The organism is Maribacter aquimarinus (assembly GCF_047345505.1).
In the GTDB taxonomy this organism is placed as follows: Bacteria; Bacteroidota; Bacteroidia; order Flavobacteriales; family Flavobacteriaceae; genus Maribacter.
Genome location: NZ_JBLFEO010000039.1, coordinates 1 through 16,057 on the forward strand (window position 1 = coordinate 1; position 16,057 = coordinate 16,057).

The 16,057-nt window shown below is 52.3% G+C and carries 13 protein-coding genes; 7 read left to right on the forward strand and 6 right to left on the reverse strand.

The window, feature by feature from the left end; genetic code table 11:
• Positions 1–115: 115 nt before the first annotated feature.
• Both ACKWCC_RS18150 and ACKWCC_RS18155 read right to left on the reverse strand, forming a co-directional pair.
• Positions 116–628: a hypothetical protein gene (locus tag ACKWCC_RS18150; RefSeq protein WP_413997392.1), complete on the reverse strand. Its 513-nt coding sequence runs from the start codon at positions 626–628 to the stop codon at positions 116–118.
• 2 nt (positions 629–630) lie between these two features.
• On the reverse strand, positions 631–1,224 hold the full coding sequence (locus tag ACKWCC_RS18155) for an acyl carrier protein phosphodiesterase (RefSeq protein ID WP_413997393.1): 594 nt from the start codon (positions 1,222–1,224) through the stop codon (positions 631–633).
• Positions 1,225–1,320: 96 nt separating this feature from the next.
• On the opposite strand from ACKWCC_RS18155, the gene glmM reads away from it, so the two are divergent.
• Together glmM and ACKWCC_RS18165 are read left to right on the forward strand one after the other, a co-directional pair.
• Positions 1,321–2,709 carry a phosphoglucosamine mutase gene (gene glmM / locus ACKWCC_RS18160; protein WP_413997394.1) on the forward strand — a complete coding sequence of 463 codons (1,389 nt, stop codon included), beginning with the start codon at positions 1,321–1,323 and terminating at the stop codon, positions 2,707–2,709.
• On the forward strand, positions 2,709–3,515 hold the full coding sequence (locus ACKWCC_RS18165; protein WP_413997395.1) for an endonuclease/exonuclease/phosphatase family protein: 807 nt from the start codon (positions 2,709–2,711) through the stop codon (positions 3,513–3,515). The genes glmM and ACKWCC_RS18165 overlap by 1 nt, the downstream gene beginning before the upstream one ends.
• On the opposite strand, the gene ACKWCC_RS18170 is transcribed toward ACKWCC_RS18165, so the two are convergent.
• A complete protein-coding gene (locus ACKWCC_RS18170) occupies positions 3,488–4,510 on the reverse strand; it encodes a sterol desaturase family protein (RefSeq protein WP_413997396.1) in 1,023 nt (340 codons plus the stop codon). The genes ACKWCC_RS18165 and ACKWCC_RS18170 overlap by 28 nt on opposite strands.
• 97 nt (positions 4,511–4,607) lie before the next feature.
• Complete coding sequence (locus ACKWCC_RS18175) at positions 4,608–5,507, reverse strand: lysophospholipid acyltransferase family protein (protein ID WP_413997397.1); 900 nt, start codon at positions 5,505–5,507, stop codon at positions 4,608–4,610.
• A 55-nt stretch (positions 5,508–5,562) separates the two neighbouring features.
• Between ACKWCC_RS18175 and ACKWCC_RS18180 the strand changes: the two genes are divergently transcribed.
• Both ACKWCC_RS18180 and ACKWCC_RS18185 read left to right on the forward strand, forming a co-directional pair.
• A complete protein-coding gene (locus tag ACKWCC_RS18180) occupies positions 5,563–6,213 on the forward strand; it encodes a rhomboid family intramembrane serine protease (protein ID WP_413997398.1) in 651 nt (216 codons plus the stop codon).
• 135 nt (positions 6,214–6,348) lie between these two features.
• A complete protein-coding gene (locus ACKWCC_RS18185) occupies positions 6,349–7,977 on the forward strand; it encodes an LVIVD repeat-containing protein (RefSeq protein WP_413997399.1) in 1,629 nt (542 codons plus the stop codon).
• 151 nt (positions 7,978–8,128) lie between these two features.
• Here the strand turns inward: ACKWCC_RS18185 and ACKWCC_RS18190 are convergent, their stop codons facing one another.
• On the reverse strand, positions 8,129–9,268 hold the full coding sequence (locus tag ACKWCC_RS18190) for a redoxin domain-containing protein (protein ID WP_413997400.1): 1,140 nt from the start codon (positions 9,266–9,268) through the stop codon (positions 8,129–8,131).
• Between the two features lie 95 nt (positions 9,269–9,363).
• Positions 9,364–9,855: a hypothetical protein gene (locus ACKWCC_RS18195; protein ID WP_413997401.1), complete on the reverse strand. Its 492-nt coding sequence runs from the start codon at positions 9,853–9,855 to the stop codon at positions 9,364–9,366.
• Between the two features lie 88 nt (positions 9,856–9,943).
• On the opposite strand from ACKWCC_RS18195, the gene ACKWCC_RS18200 reads away from it, so the two are divergent.
• From ACKWCC_RS18200 to ACKWCC_RS18210, 3 genes are all read left to right on the forward strand, one after another.
• Complete coding sequence (locus ACKWCC_RS18200) at positions 9,944–12,862, forward strand: FAD-binding and (Fe-S)-binding domain-containing protein (protein WP_413997419.1); 2,919 nt, start codon at positions 9,944–9,946, stop codon at positions 12,860–12,862.
• A gap of 193 nt (positions 12,863–13,055) precedes the next feature.
• A complete protein-coding gene (locus ACKWCC_RS18205; protein WP_413997402.1) occupies positions 13,056–14,651 on the forward strand; it encodes an arylsulfatase in 1,596 nt (531 codons plus the stop codon).
• A 227-nt stretch (positions 14,652–14,878) separates the two neighbouring features.
• The gene (locus tag ACKWCC_RS18210; RefSeq protein WP_413997403.1) at positions 14,879–16,009 is read left to right on the forward strand and encodes a formylglycine-generating enzyme family protein; all 1,131 of its coding nucleotides are present in this window, start codon (positions 14,879–14,881) and stop codon (positions 16,007–16,009) included.
• The last annotated feature ends 48 nt before the right edge of the window (positions 16,010–16,057 follow it).

The window sequence follows — 16,057 nt, forward strand, 5'->3', positions numbered from 1 at the left end:
AGGTGGTATCGATACTGCTGATGCCGGTAAGGATCAGATGGAAAATAGAAATTGCGGTGCCCGATCCGTTCCCAGGGCAACTGAATTTAAAGCTCAACTAAAAAACGGGGGATGGCTAACTAAAGAAATAAACAATGGCATCCCCATCAGGGCTTAAATGGGAAAAGCGCAAGATGAACTCCCCTGCCTGGGGAAGCAAGATGCCGTGCCGCGCTTGGTACACGCCGTCAAAGAGCAGTGCGGCAGAGCCCAATTGGCTATCGTATTCATTGGTGGAAAGGGTGCCGATCTCCTCCACGATCTCATTTTCAGAGAGGTTCAGCTGTGCGTCATTGTCAAATTCCGTCTTTAGAAAAAGTCCAAAAGAGGCAAAGGCCTCTGTGGCCTCCGTCAGTTCCACAAGGTCCAATGGCAACCCATTCACATCCGTGAGCTGGGAGGGCAGCCCCAAATTGATCCACAGGGTGTCCCCAACTCGGTAGGCCGTTTGGTCATTGTCCACAAAAACCGCATCGGGAACACTGGCTTCGTATCTTTCAAAAACAGGATCGTTCTCCACTGGGCAACACAGGCCAGCACAGAGAATGTAAAGCGGGCAAACTACGTAGAACATAAAGGATTTGAGCATGATCAGTCGTTTTTTAGATCGAAGTACTTTTGTTGGGAAAAGATAACCAATTCCTGGAAAAAATCGGTAAAATCGGTTTCAAAGTCCGTATAGTGCTCCCGAAGGTCCCGGATGGCCAAATCCATTTTGGAGCGCCCACCGGTACGGCGGTTCATTCCGCGGAGCACCTGGGCCATCCCGTTTAGGTTCCCGTAGTTGTACAGCCAATTTTCGGCCTTCATGATGGGAAGCATGTATTGTACCCGCTCGGGCAAAAGGGCGTGGTGCTCTTCCAATAGCGCATAAAAGTTGGCCACAAAGCTCTCCAGTGGCTCGGCCGAGTACGATGTCCAGTTTTTGGCCAGAAAATGATCATAGTACAGGTCCACGATCACCCGGCTATAGTGGCCATAATTGGCGTGGAGCCGCTTACTGCTTCGCTTGGGAACAGGATGGCCGTCCGTAAAGGTGTCAATGGCCCGGTGCAGCAAGATGCCCTTTTGGAGGTCCGGCGGCAGGTGCAGGTATTTCCTTCCCCGGATGTTGTCCGCTATAAAGTTGCCCACACTGGTGGGGCCATCGCCAAAGGAAAGGTAAATATGGGCAAGGAAGTTCATTGGCCGATGGTAGCTGGGTTCAGGTCGAATTTACGAATTGCCAAAGGCCCAATTGGTGCCCGAGCATGTATATTTGCACAAACTTATACAAAACCTATGACACTGATCAAATCCATTTCAGGAATACGCGGCACCATTGGAGGCGGCCCCGGAGAGAATCTTACCCCGCTGGATGCGGTTAAATTTGCCGCGGCCTACGGAACCTGGCTAAAGGAGCACGCGCAAAAGGACCAGCTAAAGGTGGTCATAGGCCGGGATGCCAGGATATCTGGTGAAATGATCCAAAATTTGGTGGTGAGCACCTTGGTGGGCCTCGGCATTGATGTGGTAAACCTTGACCTAAGCACCACGCCCACCGTGGAGGTGGCCGTGCCCCTGGAAAAAGCGGACGGTGGCATTATCCTTACCGCAAGCCATAACCCCAAACAATGGAACGCCCTGAAGCTCTTGAACGAGAAGGGCGAATTTTTGGATGCCAAAGAGGGGGCAAAGATTTTGGACATCGCCGAAAAAGAGGAATTTCAATTTTCTGAGGTAGATGACCTGGGCACCATTACCAGGAACGACAGCTATATTGACATCCACATAGATGAAGTGCTGAACCTCCCCCTGGTGGATGCCGATGTGATCCGGAAGGCCAAGTTCAAGGTAGTGGTGGACGGTGTGAACAGCACCGGAGGCATTGCCATACCCAAGCTGCTCAAGGAACTGGGGGTAGCAGTGGTGGAGCTTTACTGCGATCCCACGGGGCACTTTCCGCACAACCCGGAACCCTTAAAGGAGCACTTAAAGGACATTTGTGAACTGGTGGTGAAGGAAAAGGCCGATTTTGGTATTGTGGTGGACCCAGATGTAGATCGCTTGGCCTTCATAAGCAATGATGGGGAAATGTTTGGGGAGGAGTACACCTTGGTGGCCTGTGCAGATTATGTACTGGGAAAGACCAAGGGCAATACGGTCTCCAACCTCTCTTCTTCAAGGGCGTTGCGGGACATTACTGAAAAGCACGGGGGCAGTTATGAGGCCGCCGCGGTGGGCGAAGTGAACGTGGTGACCAAGATGAAGGCCAACAAGGCCATTATTGGCGGTGAGGGCAACGGGGGCATCATTTACCCAGAGAGCCATTACGGACGGGACTCCTTGGTGGGCACCGCCCTGTTTTTAATGCTGATGGCCGAAAGGGGAGGCACCGTGGCAGAACTGCGGGCAAGTTACCCCAGTTATTTTATGAGCAAGAAGAAGATCCAGCTAACGCCCGGGTTGGATGTGGATGCCATTTTAAAGGCCATTGGGGAGAAATACGCAAAAGAGGACATAAGCACCATAGACGGGGTAAAGATCGATTTTCCAGAAAATTGGGTGCACTTAAGGAAATCCAATACCGAACCGATCATCCGCATTTACACGGAGGCCAAGAGCCAGGAAGCTGCCGATGCCCTTGCCGATCGCATGATCGCGGAACTGGAGGAAATAGCTGGCCTGTAATGGGCGGGCTCCCTTATATTGTTATCCCCCGGCGGCTGGTCTGTCTGGGGATTTTGTTTTTGGTGCTGGGCGTAAGGGCACAAGGGGAGCGGGACACCCTTAGGGTCATGAGCTTTAACATACTGCACGGCGCCACGGTAAAGAACGATTTTAACCTGGATACCCTGGCGGGCGTGATCAGGCGGTTTGATCCGGATATGGTGGCCCTGCAGGAAGTGGATTTTATGACCCACCGGGCCAAAAAAATGGATTTGGCCACCGAATTGGGCCTTAGGGTTGGGATGGCCCCTCTTTTTGGCCGTGCCATGGACTATGATGGGGGAGCCTACGGCGAGGCCGTCCTCTCTAAATATACCTTCCTGTCCTCGGAGAACATAAGCCTGCCCCATTTGCCCACCTCAGAGCCACGGGCGGCCCTAAAGACCGTTGTACGGACAAAAAACGGGAATCACCTGGCCCTTGTGGGTACCCATTTGGACCATTTGGAAGAAGATACGGACCGTGTCATGCAGGCCAGGGCCTTGGTGGCTGCCCTTAAGGATGTGGACATGCCGTTGGTGCTCTTGGGAGATCTAAACGATGTCCCGGGCAGCAGGCCCCTGGAGATTTTACGGCAGCTTTTTATAAAACCGGACCATGAAGAAGCCCACAGGGCAACTTGGCCCGCCCATGCGCCCACCATGAACATAGACCATATCCTGTACGACAAGAAACACCACTGGGAAGTATTGGCGTATGGGGTGCACTGCGAAAACTACGCCAGCGACCATTGCATTGTTTACGCCACTTTGGTCTTTACCCCTTGATCGGCGGTCTTTTGGGCGTTCAACCATTTTTCACGAACCAATTTTGCGGTTTCGTGCTGTCCCAGATGGTGCCATCCCGGAGGCATAAAAAGGTACTTTATCTTGTTCATGGCGCCCGGAGCGTTCCATACATCTTTTGCCAAGGCCACGATCTCGCCAAAATAGACATCAAAAAAATTGCCCGAATCCATTTTTCGCGTAATGCCATATTCTACGGGCACCTCTGGTTTTTCCTCTTGATAAGTACCAAAAACCTTGTCCCAAATGTTCAGTAGATTACAAAAGTTGGTATCCATGTACAAGGGGTTTCTGGCGTGGTGCACCCGGTGATGGCTGGGGGTTAAGATAAACTTGCCCACAGCGCCAAAACGGGCGTCCTTGATCACGTTTTCCCCGATATGGATAAAAGCGCCCCAGGTCCCGTCCACGAACATGATCAGGAACAACAGCTCTGGCTGTATCCCCAAGAGAATGCATACCGTGGTGCGGATGGCGTCTGCATAGGGGGCCTCAAGAAAAAAATGGGCGTGGGTCACGGACAGGTTCATGTCTTCGGGGGCGTGGTGGGTACTGTGCAGGCACCAGAACAAACGTACTTTGTGTCCCCAATAATGATATAGAAAATGGCCAAACTCCCATACAATGTAACCATAAATGAACCAGTACCAGGTAAATGAGGTCTGGAAAGGGGCCAAGGGCTGTAACAGTCCAATAATGTAGGTGACCATGGCTATGGCTATAAAACGTCCCACAAATCTGTTGAACACATAGATCAAAAAGTTCACCTTGTACACCTTGGTCTGTGGTTTTTTGTGAATGACCCCCAAGATGAGCTCAAACAACAGTAGGAGCGGGATGATGGGGTAAATGAGGGAGGCCACCCCGTCATACGTCCTGAAGGCGGCATAGTCTCCAGAACGCAAAATTTCCCAAGCGTTGGAAATGCCCAAAAATCCTATTATTTCTTGAAAAAGAACCTCCAATATTTCCATCATATCCACCAATGTTTTAGAATTCCCCTAAATTACATAAAATTGTGGATATGGATGGGGTACCCAGACGGGGGCTGGGGCGCCTTGCCGTTGGCGGGGTTCAATCCAAGGATTTGGCAAAAGCTGCCGGTTGCTTCCCCCGGTGTTTCCACCGCTTATGGGTCCATAGGTAATGCTCGGGTCTTTCCCGTATCTGGGCCTCGGTAAGGCGCAGAAAGGTCTCGGTGATTTCGTGCTCCCCGGTTTGCGATCCACGATCGGCAATGGGTATGAAGCGGGCCTCATAGTGCCCCCGGCCCACCTTGCTCACCTTTAGGAAGACCACCGCCAGATCCAATTTCCGGGCCATGGTCTCCGCCCCGTTGAAGACGGGCACTTTGATGCCCATGAACGGGGACCAATATTGGGCACGGTGGTGTTGGGGAGATTGGTCGCTCACCATGCCAAAAATACCGATGACCCCGTCCCGTTTGTTCCGCACCACGGTCTTCACCGTTTGGTTTTGGGTAATGAGGGTGGTGTTCCAGCGGGCCCTGACCTTACGAATAAAAGCATCGAAATAAGGGTTTTTAACGGGTTGGTACACGGCATAGCCCTTGGCATCCACATAGTTGTTGATGCTTACGTTCCACTCCCAATTGGCGTAGTGGGCGCACAGAATCAAAACACTGCGTTCTTTTTCGAGCTTCCGGAGCACTTCCATGTTCTGCACCCTGTATTTCCTTTGCACCTGTTCTTTGCTCAGGGACATCGTTTTCACGGTTTCCAGGAACATATCGCACATGTGCCTAAAAAAGGCTTTTTCCAATCGTGCAAGTTCTTCCTTGTCCTTGCGGGGAAAGACCAGTTTAAGATTGCCCTGCACCACGTCCCTTCTGTAACCGACAATATGGAAGACCAAGACGAAGGCCACATCGGAAAAGGCGTAAAAAAGCCTATGGGGCAAAATGGATATGAACCACAAAAAAGGATATACCAAAATAAAGGCCAGGCGTTGCATAGAAAGTTATAATGGGCAAATATAGCTATATTTGGCCCCAAACTTTAGCAGCCCCATGAACGATATCCACATAGCCACCATTGCCATTATAGTTGCCAATGTCCTGGTGTCCCTAAAAGGATTTAACGACCCCCAGTTCTTTGACCGCTACAAGTTTAACGTGGCCGCCATTAAGGCCGGGCAGCGCGAACGTATGGCCACTTCTGGTTTTCTGCACGTGGACCTGGCCCATCTTTTCTTCAACATGTTTACCCTGTATTTTTTTGCGGATGTGGTAATCGCGTGGTTTGGCCCAACCCAGTTTTTGATCATTTATGGCATCAGTCTCCTTGCGGGAAGCCTGCTGGCCCTGTTTTTCCATAAAGATGAACCCTACTACAGTGCCGTTGGGGCCAGTGGTGCCGTTACCGGTGTGCTGTACGCGGCCATTTTGCTGCAGCCCAATGACTCGCTTTACCTTATGTTCATACCGGTGCCCATTCCCGCCTATGTACTGGGCATCGGATACCTGCTTTACTCGATTTACGGTATGAAGAGCAGGGTGGGCAACATAGGCCATACCGCGCATTTTGGTGGTGCCGTGGGAGGTTATGCCACCACCTTGCTCTTTCTTCCCAGTCTTTTGCTCTCCGATACCTTGATGGTGCTTCTGCTGGCCATTCCCATTGTGCTCCTTTTTGTTCTGGGTAAAATGGGGAAGATATAATGTAAGTTTAATCTTACTAAATTACATAATTTATCTTTAAAACCCTGTAATTCATCGAAAAAGGGGCTGTTTCCATAAGATGCTTTGTTTTGGCTCGTTCTACTGCCTACCCAAACTTATCAAAGCTTATTCCCTATGAAACGATTAGCCCTACTACCTGTTGCGCTTTCCCTTTTGTTTTTTGGCTGTAGTGATGAAACCACCATCTATGAGACCGCTGCGGACGACATTAGAACGGAAACGGACCAAACCGTTTTGGACAACGGCATCCTGTACGAGCGTTCCGGTGTGCTCGATATTTATGAAGAAGACAACCTAAGCGGCAAATCTGCCGAAAAGGAGATGGCCGGGGACTATCCGCTGACCTTGGTGGCACAGGTGGATGTGCCCTCTTTCCGTGGCGGTGAAAACCTTACCGCATCCCACGTTCACATTGATGGTTCTTACGCCTATGTGTCTTACAACACCCCAGAAAACGGCTATGTTGGCGGGGTGGATATCATTAACATTGCAGACCCCACCACGCCCAGAATCACCGCCAGGTTGTACTACACCAATGCGGACATCAACGCGTTGGCCTATAGTGATGGCCATGTGTACCTGGCCGGCGGCGTGGACGCAGAAAAATCGGTCACGGCCACGGATAACTCCTTTGTGGCCAAGATACAGGCAGTGAACGGAAGGTTCAATTTGGATGCGGGCGTTTTCTACGGATTTCAGCCCGGCTACAACGCCACGGATATCGAAATTGTTGGCGACAAGGTGCTGCTTACCAGTGGCAGGGACGGCATCATTGCGGTATATGACAAAGATGATCTGGAACGATTAAAGGAATCCCCGTTTGACGATCTTCGCTCCGTGGCCGTGAAGGGCAACGAAATTGCCGTGCTCAATGCGGGCCAGGGGGTGAGCATTTTAAACAGTGAGCTTTCCCCCCTACGAAATATCGCCATAGATTCCGATTTTGGTTTCAACACCAAGCGCACCCTGGACTTCAATGATGAAAACATTGTGGTTGCCGAAGGATCCAAAGGTGCCGGAATTTACAATGCCACCACGGGGCAGTTTGTACAATATGTGCCCATTATGTTGCAGCCCGAAGGAAACCCGGCAGACCATGTGACCAATGCCGTTGCCGTGAACGAGGGGGTGCTGTTAATGGCCAACGGGGCTTCCGGGCTTTGCCTCTCAGAAGAGGATGGGGACAACAAATCGTTGGTGGGCATCATCCAGCTGGAAGGCTCCATCAATTTTGTGGCTTCCCAAGGAGACTATGCCTTTGCCGCTTCGGGAAGGGAAGGGCTCCAAATCATAAAGCTGAACAAGCCCAATGCCAGTTTGGTTAACCGCTGTGCCACTTTGGAGGCCTATCGCGGCAGTGCCAATTTAAATGTGAACTCAGGCGAGGAAGTGGCCTACAGGGGCGCAAAGCGATTCAACACCCTGAACATAAACGGAACCCTATTGCTGTGCGGGTCCTGGACGGTCAGGAATGATGTAAACCTGAACAGCGATGGCCTTTTTGAAATGAACGGCACCTTGGTGGTGGGGAGGAACAACAGGAGACGCAACATCACCGTGAACTCTGGGGCCACCCTGCGCATAGAGGGCAATCTTACCCTCTTTGGAGACCTAACCCTGAACGATGGCGCCACTTTGGAGTTCATAGGTGACAACTCTGTGGTGAACATTTTTGGGAAGGTGAACAAAAACGGCAGTGCTTCGGTAAAGGGCACCTACCGCGATGTCAGGGGGGCGTTTTAAACATCATTACAGCGGCATGGACGTTGGTGGCAATCGCCATTGGGCCAATGCCCCACATTAAAAAGACCGGCCCGGAACAATGTGTTCCGGGCCGGTCTTTTTAGAGACAAACCCTTTTTGTAAAAGTGCTTGCTTCAATCAACAAAAGCCATCAATCCAACAGCTTTGCCACTTCGCGTTCCAGATCGGCCCCCCTGAGGTTTTTGGCCACGATGACCCCGTTTTCGTCCAAAAGGAAGGCGGCGGGAATGGCATTTACGTTGTAGAGCCTGGCGATCTCATCGTCAAAATAAGCAATGTTGCTGATCTGGTGCCAGACCAGGCCATCATCTTCAATGGCTTTTTTCCAAGCTTCTGCGGTACGGTCCAGGGATACGCCTATGACATTGAAACCCTTATCGTGGTATTTGTTGTACACGGACACGATGTTGGGGTTCTCGGCGCGACAGGGTCTGCACCATGCCGCCCAAAAATCGATCAAGGTGGCCTTTCCGAGCACATCGTTCAGGGCAACGATGTCGCCGTCTGGGTTGGGGCCCGAAAAATTGGGGGCCTTGGCACCAATGGCGGTGTTCTTACCGGCTATTTCGGCCTGTTTCAGTTTCTCCAGCCCCTCGCTTACCTTTTTGCCCTGTACGCTGTTCTGGATTTCAGGGGTAAGGGCCTGGAACATCTCCTCTATCTCGCTGGCCTTCATGTTCTGGGTGGCCACCGCGCGCTCCAAAAGCATTGCCGATATGAGGCCATTGGGGTGGTCTGCAATGAACTTGGCCTCGAACCCCTGGTATTCTTCCTGCAGTTCCTTCATTTCGTCTTGCAGGGACGTCATGGTGGCGTCCTTGTTGGGGTCGGTGGACATTTGGGCCTGCTGCAGGTCCATTTGGATGTTTCTGGCCTGTGCCGTGAGTTCCCGGGAAGTTTCCAGATAATCGGAGAAAATATCATTTTGCAGGGTGCCCCCAAATTCGGCAAAGCCCATACTGTCTATTTGGGCACTGAAGGCTATGGGCCCATTCTCAAGGATAATGGCGGCAAAATTCCTGCTGTTGTCCACAAAAAGATAGTGGAGTTCGGGACCTGCGGCATTGCCCGTAAATTCAAACTTGCCATTGACCAGATAGGTGGTGTCCACATCCACAGGTTGGTTCATGTCGCCAATTCTCTTGAGGAAAATCTTGGTGCTGTCCTGCAAATCGCCCCGCAGATCACCTTTTATGGTGAATCCTTCCGGTGTGCTGTTGCAGCTTATAAGGCCCACGACAAAAAGAAGGGCCAACATTGTCTTTCGCATAATTTTAATTTTAGCCCACAAATATAGCCATTATGGAAAGAAAAAGGGCCCTTGGCAAAAAACCAGGGCCCCTTTCTTGAAATACAATGCCTTTTCTAGAACTGATAGCGTATGCCAAGCCCAATGTCAAAGTCAAAACTGTCGCCAAAACCGTCATAGCCCACCAGGCCCAATTCTGGCCTAAAATCCAGGGAAAGTAGCAATGGGATATCAAAGTTGTACTCTATGCCTATGTTTCCGGCCGCAAAGACAAAGGCACCGCCCTCATCCACCAAGGGAGCATTTGAAAAGTCCACACTTCCCACACCGGCGCCGGCGCCGTAGTACCAGTTAAAGCCATTTTCTATGGGCCTCACCCATTGGTAAACCCCCGCCAATTTAAAGGCGCTGAAGTTTCTGCTGTCCCTCCAGCCCAAATTCACTTCGGCGCGGTTGGCTTGTCCAATGGATTTTTGGTAGGAGATTTCCGCACCAAAACCATCACTGTCGCCCAATCGAAGTCCCAGGGCATGCTCGCTTATTTCCTGTGCCCGCATTGCCGTCATGGCAAAAAACAGCGCTAATGTAAGTAGTCCATAAAATTTCATCCGTTCTCGTTTAAATTAAGTTCAAAAATACACCTTTCCCTACCGGGACTCAAACAATAAAACTTAACTTAGGGCCCAAAATTGTGCTATTTTGAAGAATTTGCTGAAACAGCTCTCCAAAGAGCTTCAAGGTGAGTTGTTGGATGATGGGCTCACCCGGGCCCTCTATGCCACGGATGCCTCGGTGTACCGTAAAATTCCCCTGGGCGTGGTATATCCCAAAAATGTGGAAGATATAAAGACCGTGGTGCGTTTCGCTTCGGAACACGGCTTGGGGCTCATCCCCAGAACCGCCGGGACCTCTTTGGCCGGACAGTGCGTGGGCGATGGGCTGGTGGTGGATGTCTCCAAACATTTTACCAAGATCCTTTCCTTGGACAAGGAAAACATGCAGGTTACGGTTGAGCCCGGGGTGGTCCGTGATGAGCTCAATCAGTATTTAGAGCCTTTCGGACTCTTTTTTGGCCCCAATACCTCCACCAGCAACCGCTGCATGATCGGTGGCATGGTGGGCAACAATTCTTCGGGCACCACGTCCATTCAATATGGGGTTACCAGGGACAAGGTCGTGTCCCTGAACACGGTACTCTCGGATGGCAGTGAAGCCGTTTTTAAAGCGCTTTCGGATACGGAATATCAAGAGAAATTAAACGGCACCTCACTTGAAGCATCCATCTACAAAAACATACACAAGGAGCTTATAAAAAAGGAAGTAAGGCTGGAAATAGAAGCCGAATTCCCGAAACCCGAGATACACCGCAGAAATACCGGATATGCGGTGGACACCCTGTTGGATCGCGCCGTCTTTGGTGGTGGCCAGCCCGGCATGAACCTGTGCCCACTGCTTTCCGGCAGCGAGGGCACCTTGGCCTTTACCACCGCCATTACCCTGCAGCTAGATTCCCTGCCGCCCCCCTTGACCGCCATGGTGGTGACCCATTACAAAAGCCTGGAGGCCTGCTTGGCCGATGTGGCGCCGGTGATGCGCCACTCCCTGCAACTCTGTGAAATGATGGACAAGGTGATTTTGGACTGTACCAAGAACAACCGTACCCAAAGGGCCAACCGGTTTTTTGTGGAAGGGGATCCCGAGGCCCTGCTCATGCTCCAGGTGAGCGGGCAGGACGAGGCCGCCCTGGAAGCCGCCATTGCCCAACTCAAGGACACCATCTCCGCATCTGGCAACAGTTATGCCAGCCCGGTGCTCTATGGGGCCCAGATCAAGATGGCCATTGAACTGCGCAAGGCCGGACTGGGACTGCTGGGCAACATTGTGGGCGATCGCAAGGCCGTGGCCTGCATAGAGGATACCGCGGTGGCCCTCCCAGATCTCAAGGACTTTATCCAGGAGTTTACGGCCATCATGAAGGGCTATGGTCAAAAAGCGGTTTACTACGCCCATGCCGGGGCCGGGGAACTGCACCTAAGGCCCATCTTGAACCTGAAAAAACAGGAAGATGTGGGGCTCTTCCGGGCCATTACCACCGAGGTGGCCCACCTCACCAAAAAATATAGGGGCTCCTTCAGCGGCGAGCACGGCGATGGCATTGTGCGGGCAGAGTTCATCCCCATCATGATCGGGGAAAAGAACTACCAACTGTTGCGCCGCGTAAAATCGTACTTTGATCCCAAGGGCATCTTTAACCCCGGAAAGATCGTGGACGCCTACCCCATGGATCGATCTTTTAGGTATGAGGTAAACCGGGCAGAACCCGAAATACCCACCTTACTTGATTTTTCCGACAGCGAGGGCATCTTAAAGGCCGCGGAAAAATGCAATGGCAGCGGGGATTGCAGAAAGACCGAAAAAATGGCCGGTGCCATGTGCCCCAGTTACCACGCCACACGAAATGAGCGGCATACCACCCGGGGAAGGGCCAATGCACTCCGGGAATTCCTTACCACCGCCCCGGAAAACAAGAACCGTTTTGATAAAAAAGAGCTCAAGGAAGTGTTCGATCTCTGCCTGAGCTGCAAGGCCTGTGCCAGCGAGTGTCCCAGCAATGTGGACGTGGCCACGCTCAAGGCCGAATTTCTGTACCAATACCAAGAAGCAAACGGCTACCCGTTGCGCAGCAAGCTTTTTGCCCACAATACCAAACTGAACAAACTGGGCAGTGCCGTGGCCGGACTCACCAATGCCGTGTACAAGTCGTCCGTATTGGGCGGGGCGCTCAAGAAAACCGCGGGGGTGGCCAAGGAGCGGAGCCTGCCCCAAGTGCACCGTTTTGATTTTGATGCCCATTTAAAGCGCGCCGTTAACGGCAACGGGGCAAAGAAAAGGAAACTGGCACTGTACATTGACGAGTTTACCCACTATTTGGATGTTGAGCTGGGCCGCGACGCCATAACACTGCTCACCGGCCTGGGGTACGATCTGGAGCTCTTTTATGCCGAGAGCGGTCGTACCTTCCTTTCCAAGGGGTTTTTAAAGCAGGCCAAGCAATTGGCGGAAAAGAACATGCCCCGATTGAAATCTTTTGCCCGTGCAGGAATTCCCCTCATAGGCTTGGAACCTTCGGCCATTCTTACCTTTAGGGACGAGTACAAACGTCTGTACCCCAATGCGGAGACCGCCGCCGCCGTGGCCCAGAACGTGTTTCTTTTGGAGGAATTTCTGGCAATGGAAATTGAAAAAGGGGAGGTGCGGCAAGAACAGTTCACCACCCAGGCCAGGACCATAAAGATACACGGGCACTGCCACCAAAAGGCGCTGAGCAACCAAAAGGTGACGTTCGATGTGCTGAACCTGCCCAAAAATTATAAGGTAACCCTCATTCCCTCCGGATGCTGCGGTATGGCGGGGTCTTTTGGGTACGAAAAGGAGCATTATGAGGTGAGCATGCAGATCGGGGAACTAAAGCTGTTCCCGGCCATTCGCAAATCTCCGCAAGACACCATCATCTCTGCCAATGGCACCAGTTGCCGGCACCAGATCTATGACGGCACAAAGCGAAAGGCACTGCATCCCGTGACCATTATGAAGGAAGCCTTGGTGGTAGGGTAGGGAAAAAAATCCCCTGGACCACATGGTGGTTCCAATGCTTCAAACGGCTCTCATTGGCACCGCCAAAGGGTTTTATGCTCCGAGGCTTGCCTGGACATTAAAATTCAGTTTCCCATAACCCCTTGTGGCTTGCCCCCGAGGAGATTGCTGGGAACCGGGCAATGCACCAAAACGGAGGTTAAATTGGTTCAAAATGAATAGACTAAAGACAACATCGATTTCAATACGAGCGCTATGGCTGTGCGTCCCAGTGCTTCTTTCTTCCTGCGGGGAAGGGTCAAAAAAAGCATCCACCGAAAAAAAAGAAACCCGGCCCAACATCATCTTTATCCTTGCCGATGATCTGGGGTATGGGGAATTGGGGGTGTTTGGCCAAGAGAAAATAGAAACCCGGCACATAGATGCCCTGGCCCGGCAGGGCATGCTCTTTACCCAGCATTACACCGGGGCCCCGGTCTGCGCGCCGGCGCGCTACATGTTCTTGACCGGCAAGCACGCCGGCAACGCTTACATCAGGGGCAACCACGAATGGGCCAAAAGGGGTGAGGTGCGCAATTATTTGGCAATGGCGCACGACTCTACCTTGGAGGGGCAGCATCCCATGCCCAAGGAAACCGTGACCCTGGCCCATAAATTGCAAGAGGTGGGCTATGAAACCGCCCTGGTGGGCAAATGGGGGCTGGGTGCACCACATACCCATTCCCTGCCCAATACCATGGGCTTCGATTATTTTTTTGGCTACAATTGCCAGCGTCAGGCCCATACCTATTATCCGTTGCATCTGTATGAAAACAAGAACCGGGTGCATCTGGCAAACGATACCATTGCCCCACATACGGCCCTTTCAAAAAACCTAGATCCGTTGGATACGGCAAGTTATGCCAACTTCAACCTGGCCCAATATGCGCCGGACCTTTTGTTCCAGGCCCTCACCGACTTTGTGGCGGCACCGCGGGACAAGCCCTTTTTTCTCTACTGGGCCACGCCCTTGCCCCACGTGCCCCTACAGGCCCCGCAGCGATGGGTGGACCATTATGTAAGGAAATTTGGCGAAGAGACCCCCTATCTGGGCGACACTGGGGGCTATTTTCCCCACAAAAACCCCCGGGCCGGCTATGCCGCCATGATCTCTTATTTTGATGAAAATGTGGGCAAGCTGGTGGCACAGCTCAAAGCCCAGGGCCAATTTGAGAACACCCTGATCGTGTTCACCTCGGACAATGGCCCCTCGTTCACCGGAGGCACCGATTCTGCTTGGTTTAACAGCGGCGGTCCCTTTGGGGAGGCCTATGGCCAGGGCAAGGGCTTTGTGTACGAAGGCGGTATCCGTGTGCCCACGTTCTTTAGCTGGCCCGCCAAGATCGGGAAAGGAACCCAGAGCCACCTGGCATCGGCCCATTACGATATGATGGCCACTTTTGGGGACATTGCGGGCTACCGTCCACCATCGGACACCAATGGCATTAGCCTTTTGCCCACCCTTCTGGGACGGGAGGGGCAAAAAGAACACCCCTTCATGTACTGGGAATTTCCGGCCTACGGTGGTCAAGTGGCCCTGAGGATGGGCCCTTGGAAAGTGGTGCGCCAAAATGTAATGGACAGTGAACCGGCCACCCTGGAGCTTTATCATTTGGAGACCGATCCCACCGAGAGCGATAATGTGGCCCAAGAGCATCCGGAGGTATTGGAGCGAGCGGCCCAAATCTTTGAGCGGGAACGCACCCCACCGGAACTGCAGCGCTTTAACATGCCGCTCCTGGATAACGGGCTATTGGCCAAAACACCATAGGAAACCGCCCCAAAGAAGTTTAAAATGAAATGCGAACGGGCTTGCCTCCGCCTGATGGCCATAACTGCCGATTATGGTTATCTTTACCACCCGTTTGTACGAAGCTATTGAGTTATGAAACGAGCCATAACCCTGCTGGATACCCACCGAAATGTTGATCGGCGAAGTACACCCGCCTGAAAAGGAACGGGCAGGTATGACCTTAAAAAACAAATAAATATAACCAGATGAAAAAAAATATGTCGTTGGCACCAATGGGTGTTTTTGCCGTGTTGCTGTTTTTGGCCGCTTGTAAGGAGGAAAAGAAGACCACGGAAGTGGCCGCGCAAACAAAGACGGAACAAGCAAGTGATGTGGCCCCTCCCATAACCGAGGCCCCGGAAGACGTCACCACCCCAAAGGGCATGGTCTGGATTCCCGGAGGAACGCTGCTACAAGGGGCCGTGGCCCAAGACAAAATGGCCATGGAGCATGAAAAACCGGCCATCCCCGTAACGGTGGACGGGTTCTTCATGGATGTCACCGAGGTGACCAATGCCCAGTTTGCCCAATTCGTGGAAGCCACCGGATATGTGACCACCGCAGAACGTGAGATCGATTGGGAGGAGATGAAAAAACAAGTGCCCGAGGGCACCCCAAAGCCGCACGATTCCATTTTACAGCCCGGATCGCTCACCTTTAAAAAAACAAAGAGCAGCGTGCCCAATCTCTATGATTTTTCCCAATGGTGGCACTGGACCATCGGGGCCAGTTGGAAACATCCCAATGGTCCGGAAAGCAGCATAGTGGGCAAGGAAGACCATCCGGTGGTGCAGGTATCCTATGAAGATGCCATGGCCTATTGTGAATGGGCCGGTAGAAGATTGCCCACCGAGGCCGAATGGGAACTGGCGGCGCGCGGGGGAGAAGACGGCAACATACACACCTGGGGAGACAAGGTGGATGCCCTTGGGGCCCAGGCCAATACCTGGGAGGGGGAATTTCCCGTGAACAATACCCTGGAAGACGGTTATGAGCTCCGGGCGCCGGTAAAATCCTACCCCCCAAATGCCTATGGCCTGTACGACATGGCCGGAAATGTTTGGGAATGGACCACGGACTGGTACCATACGGACTACTACAAGGAGGTGGCTGCCTCCGGGAAGGCCTTAAAAAACCCCCAGGGCGCGGCAAAACCTTTTACCGCCAACAACCCCTACGCCAAGGACAAGGTGATCAAAGGGGGCTCCTTTCTGTGCAGCGCGTCTTATTGTGCCAGCTATCGTGTCTCTGCCAAAATGGGCTCCAGCATGGACTCCTCCTTGGAACATACCGGATTTAGGACGGTGGCCACGGTGGCCATGCTGCAAGGGGAATAGGCGGGAAAACTTTTGATACGTTAGGGGCCCTTTTTTTGACCCAAAAAC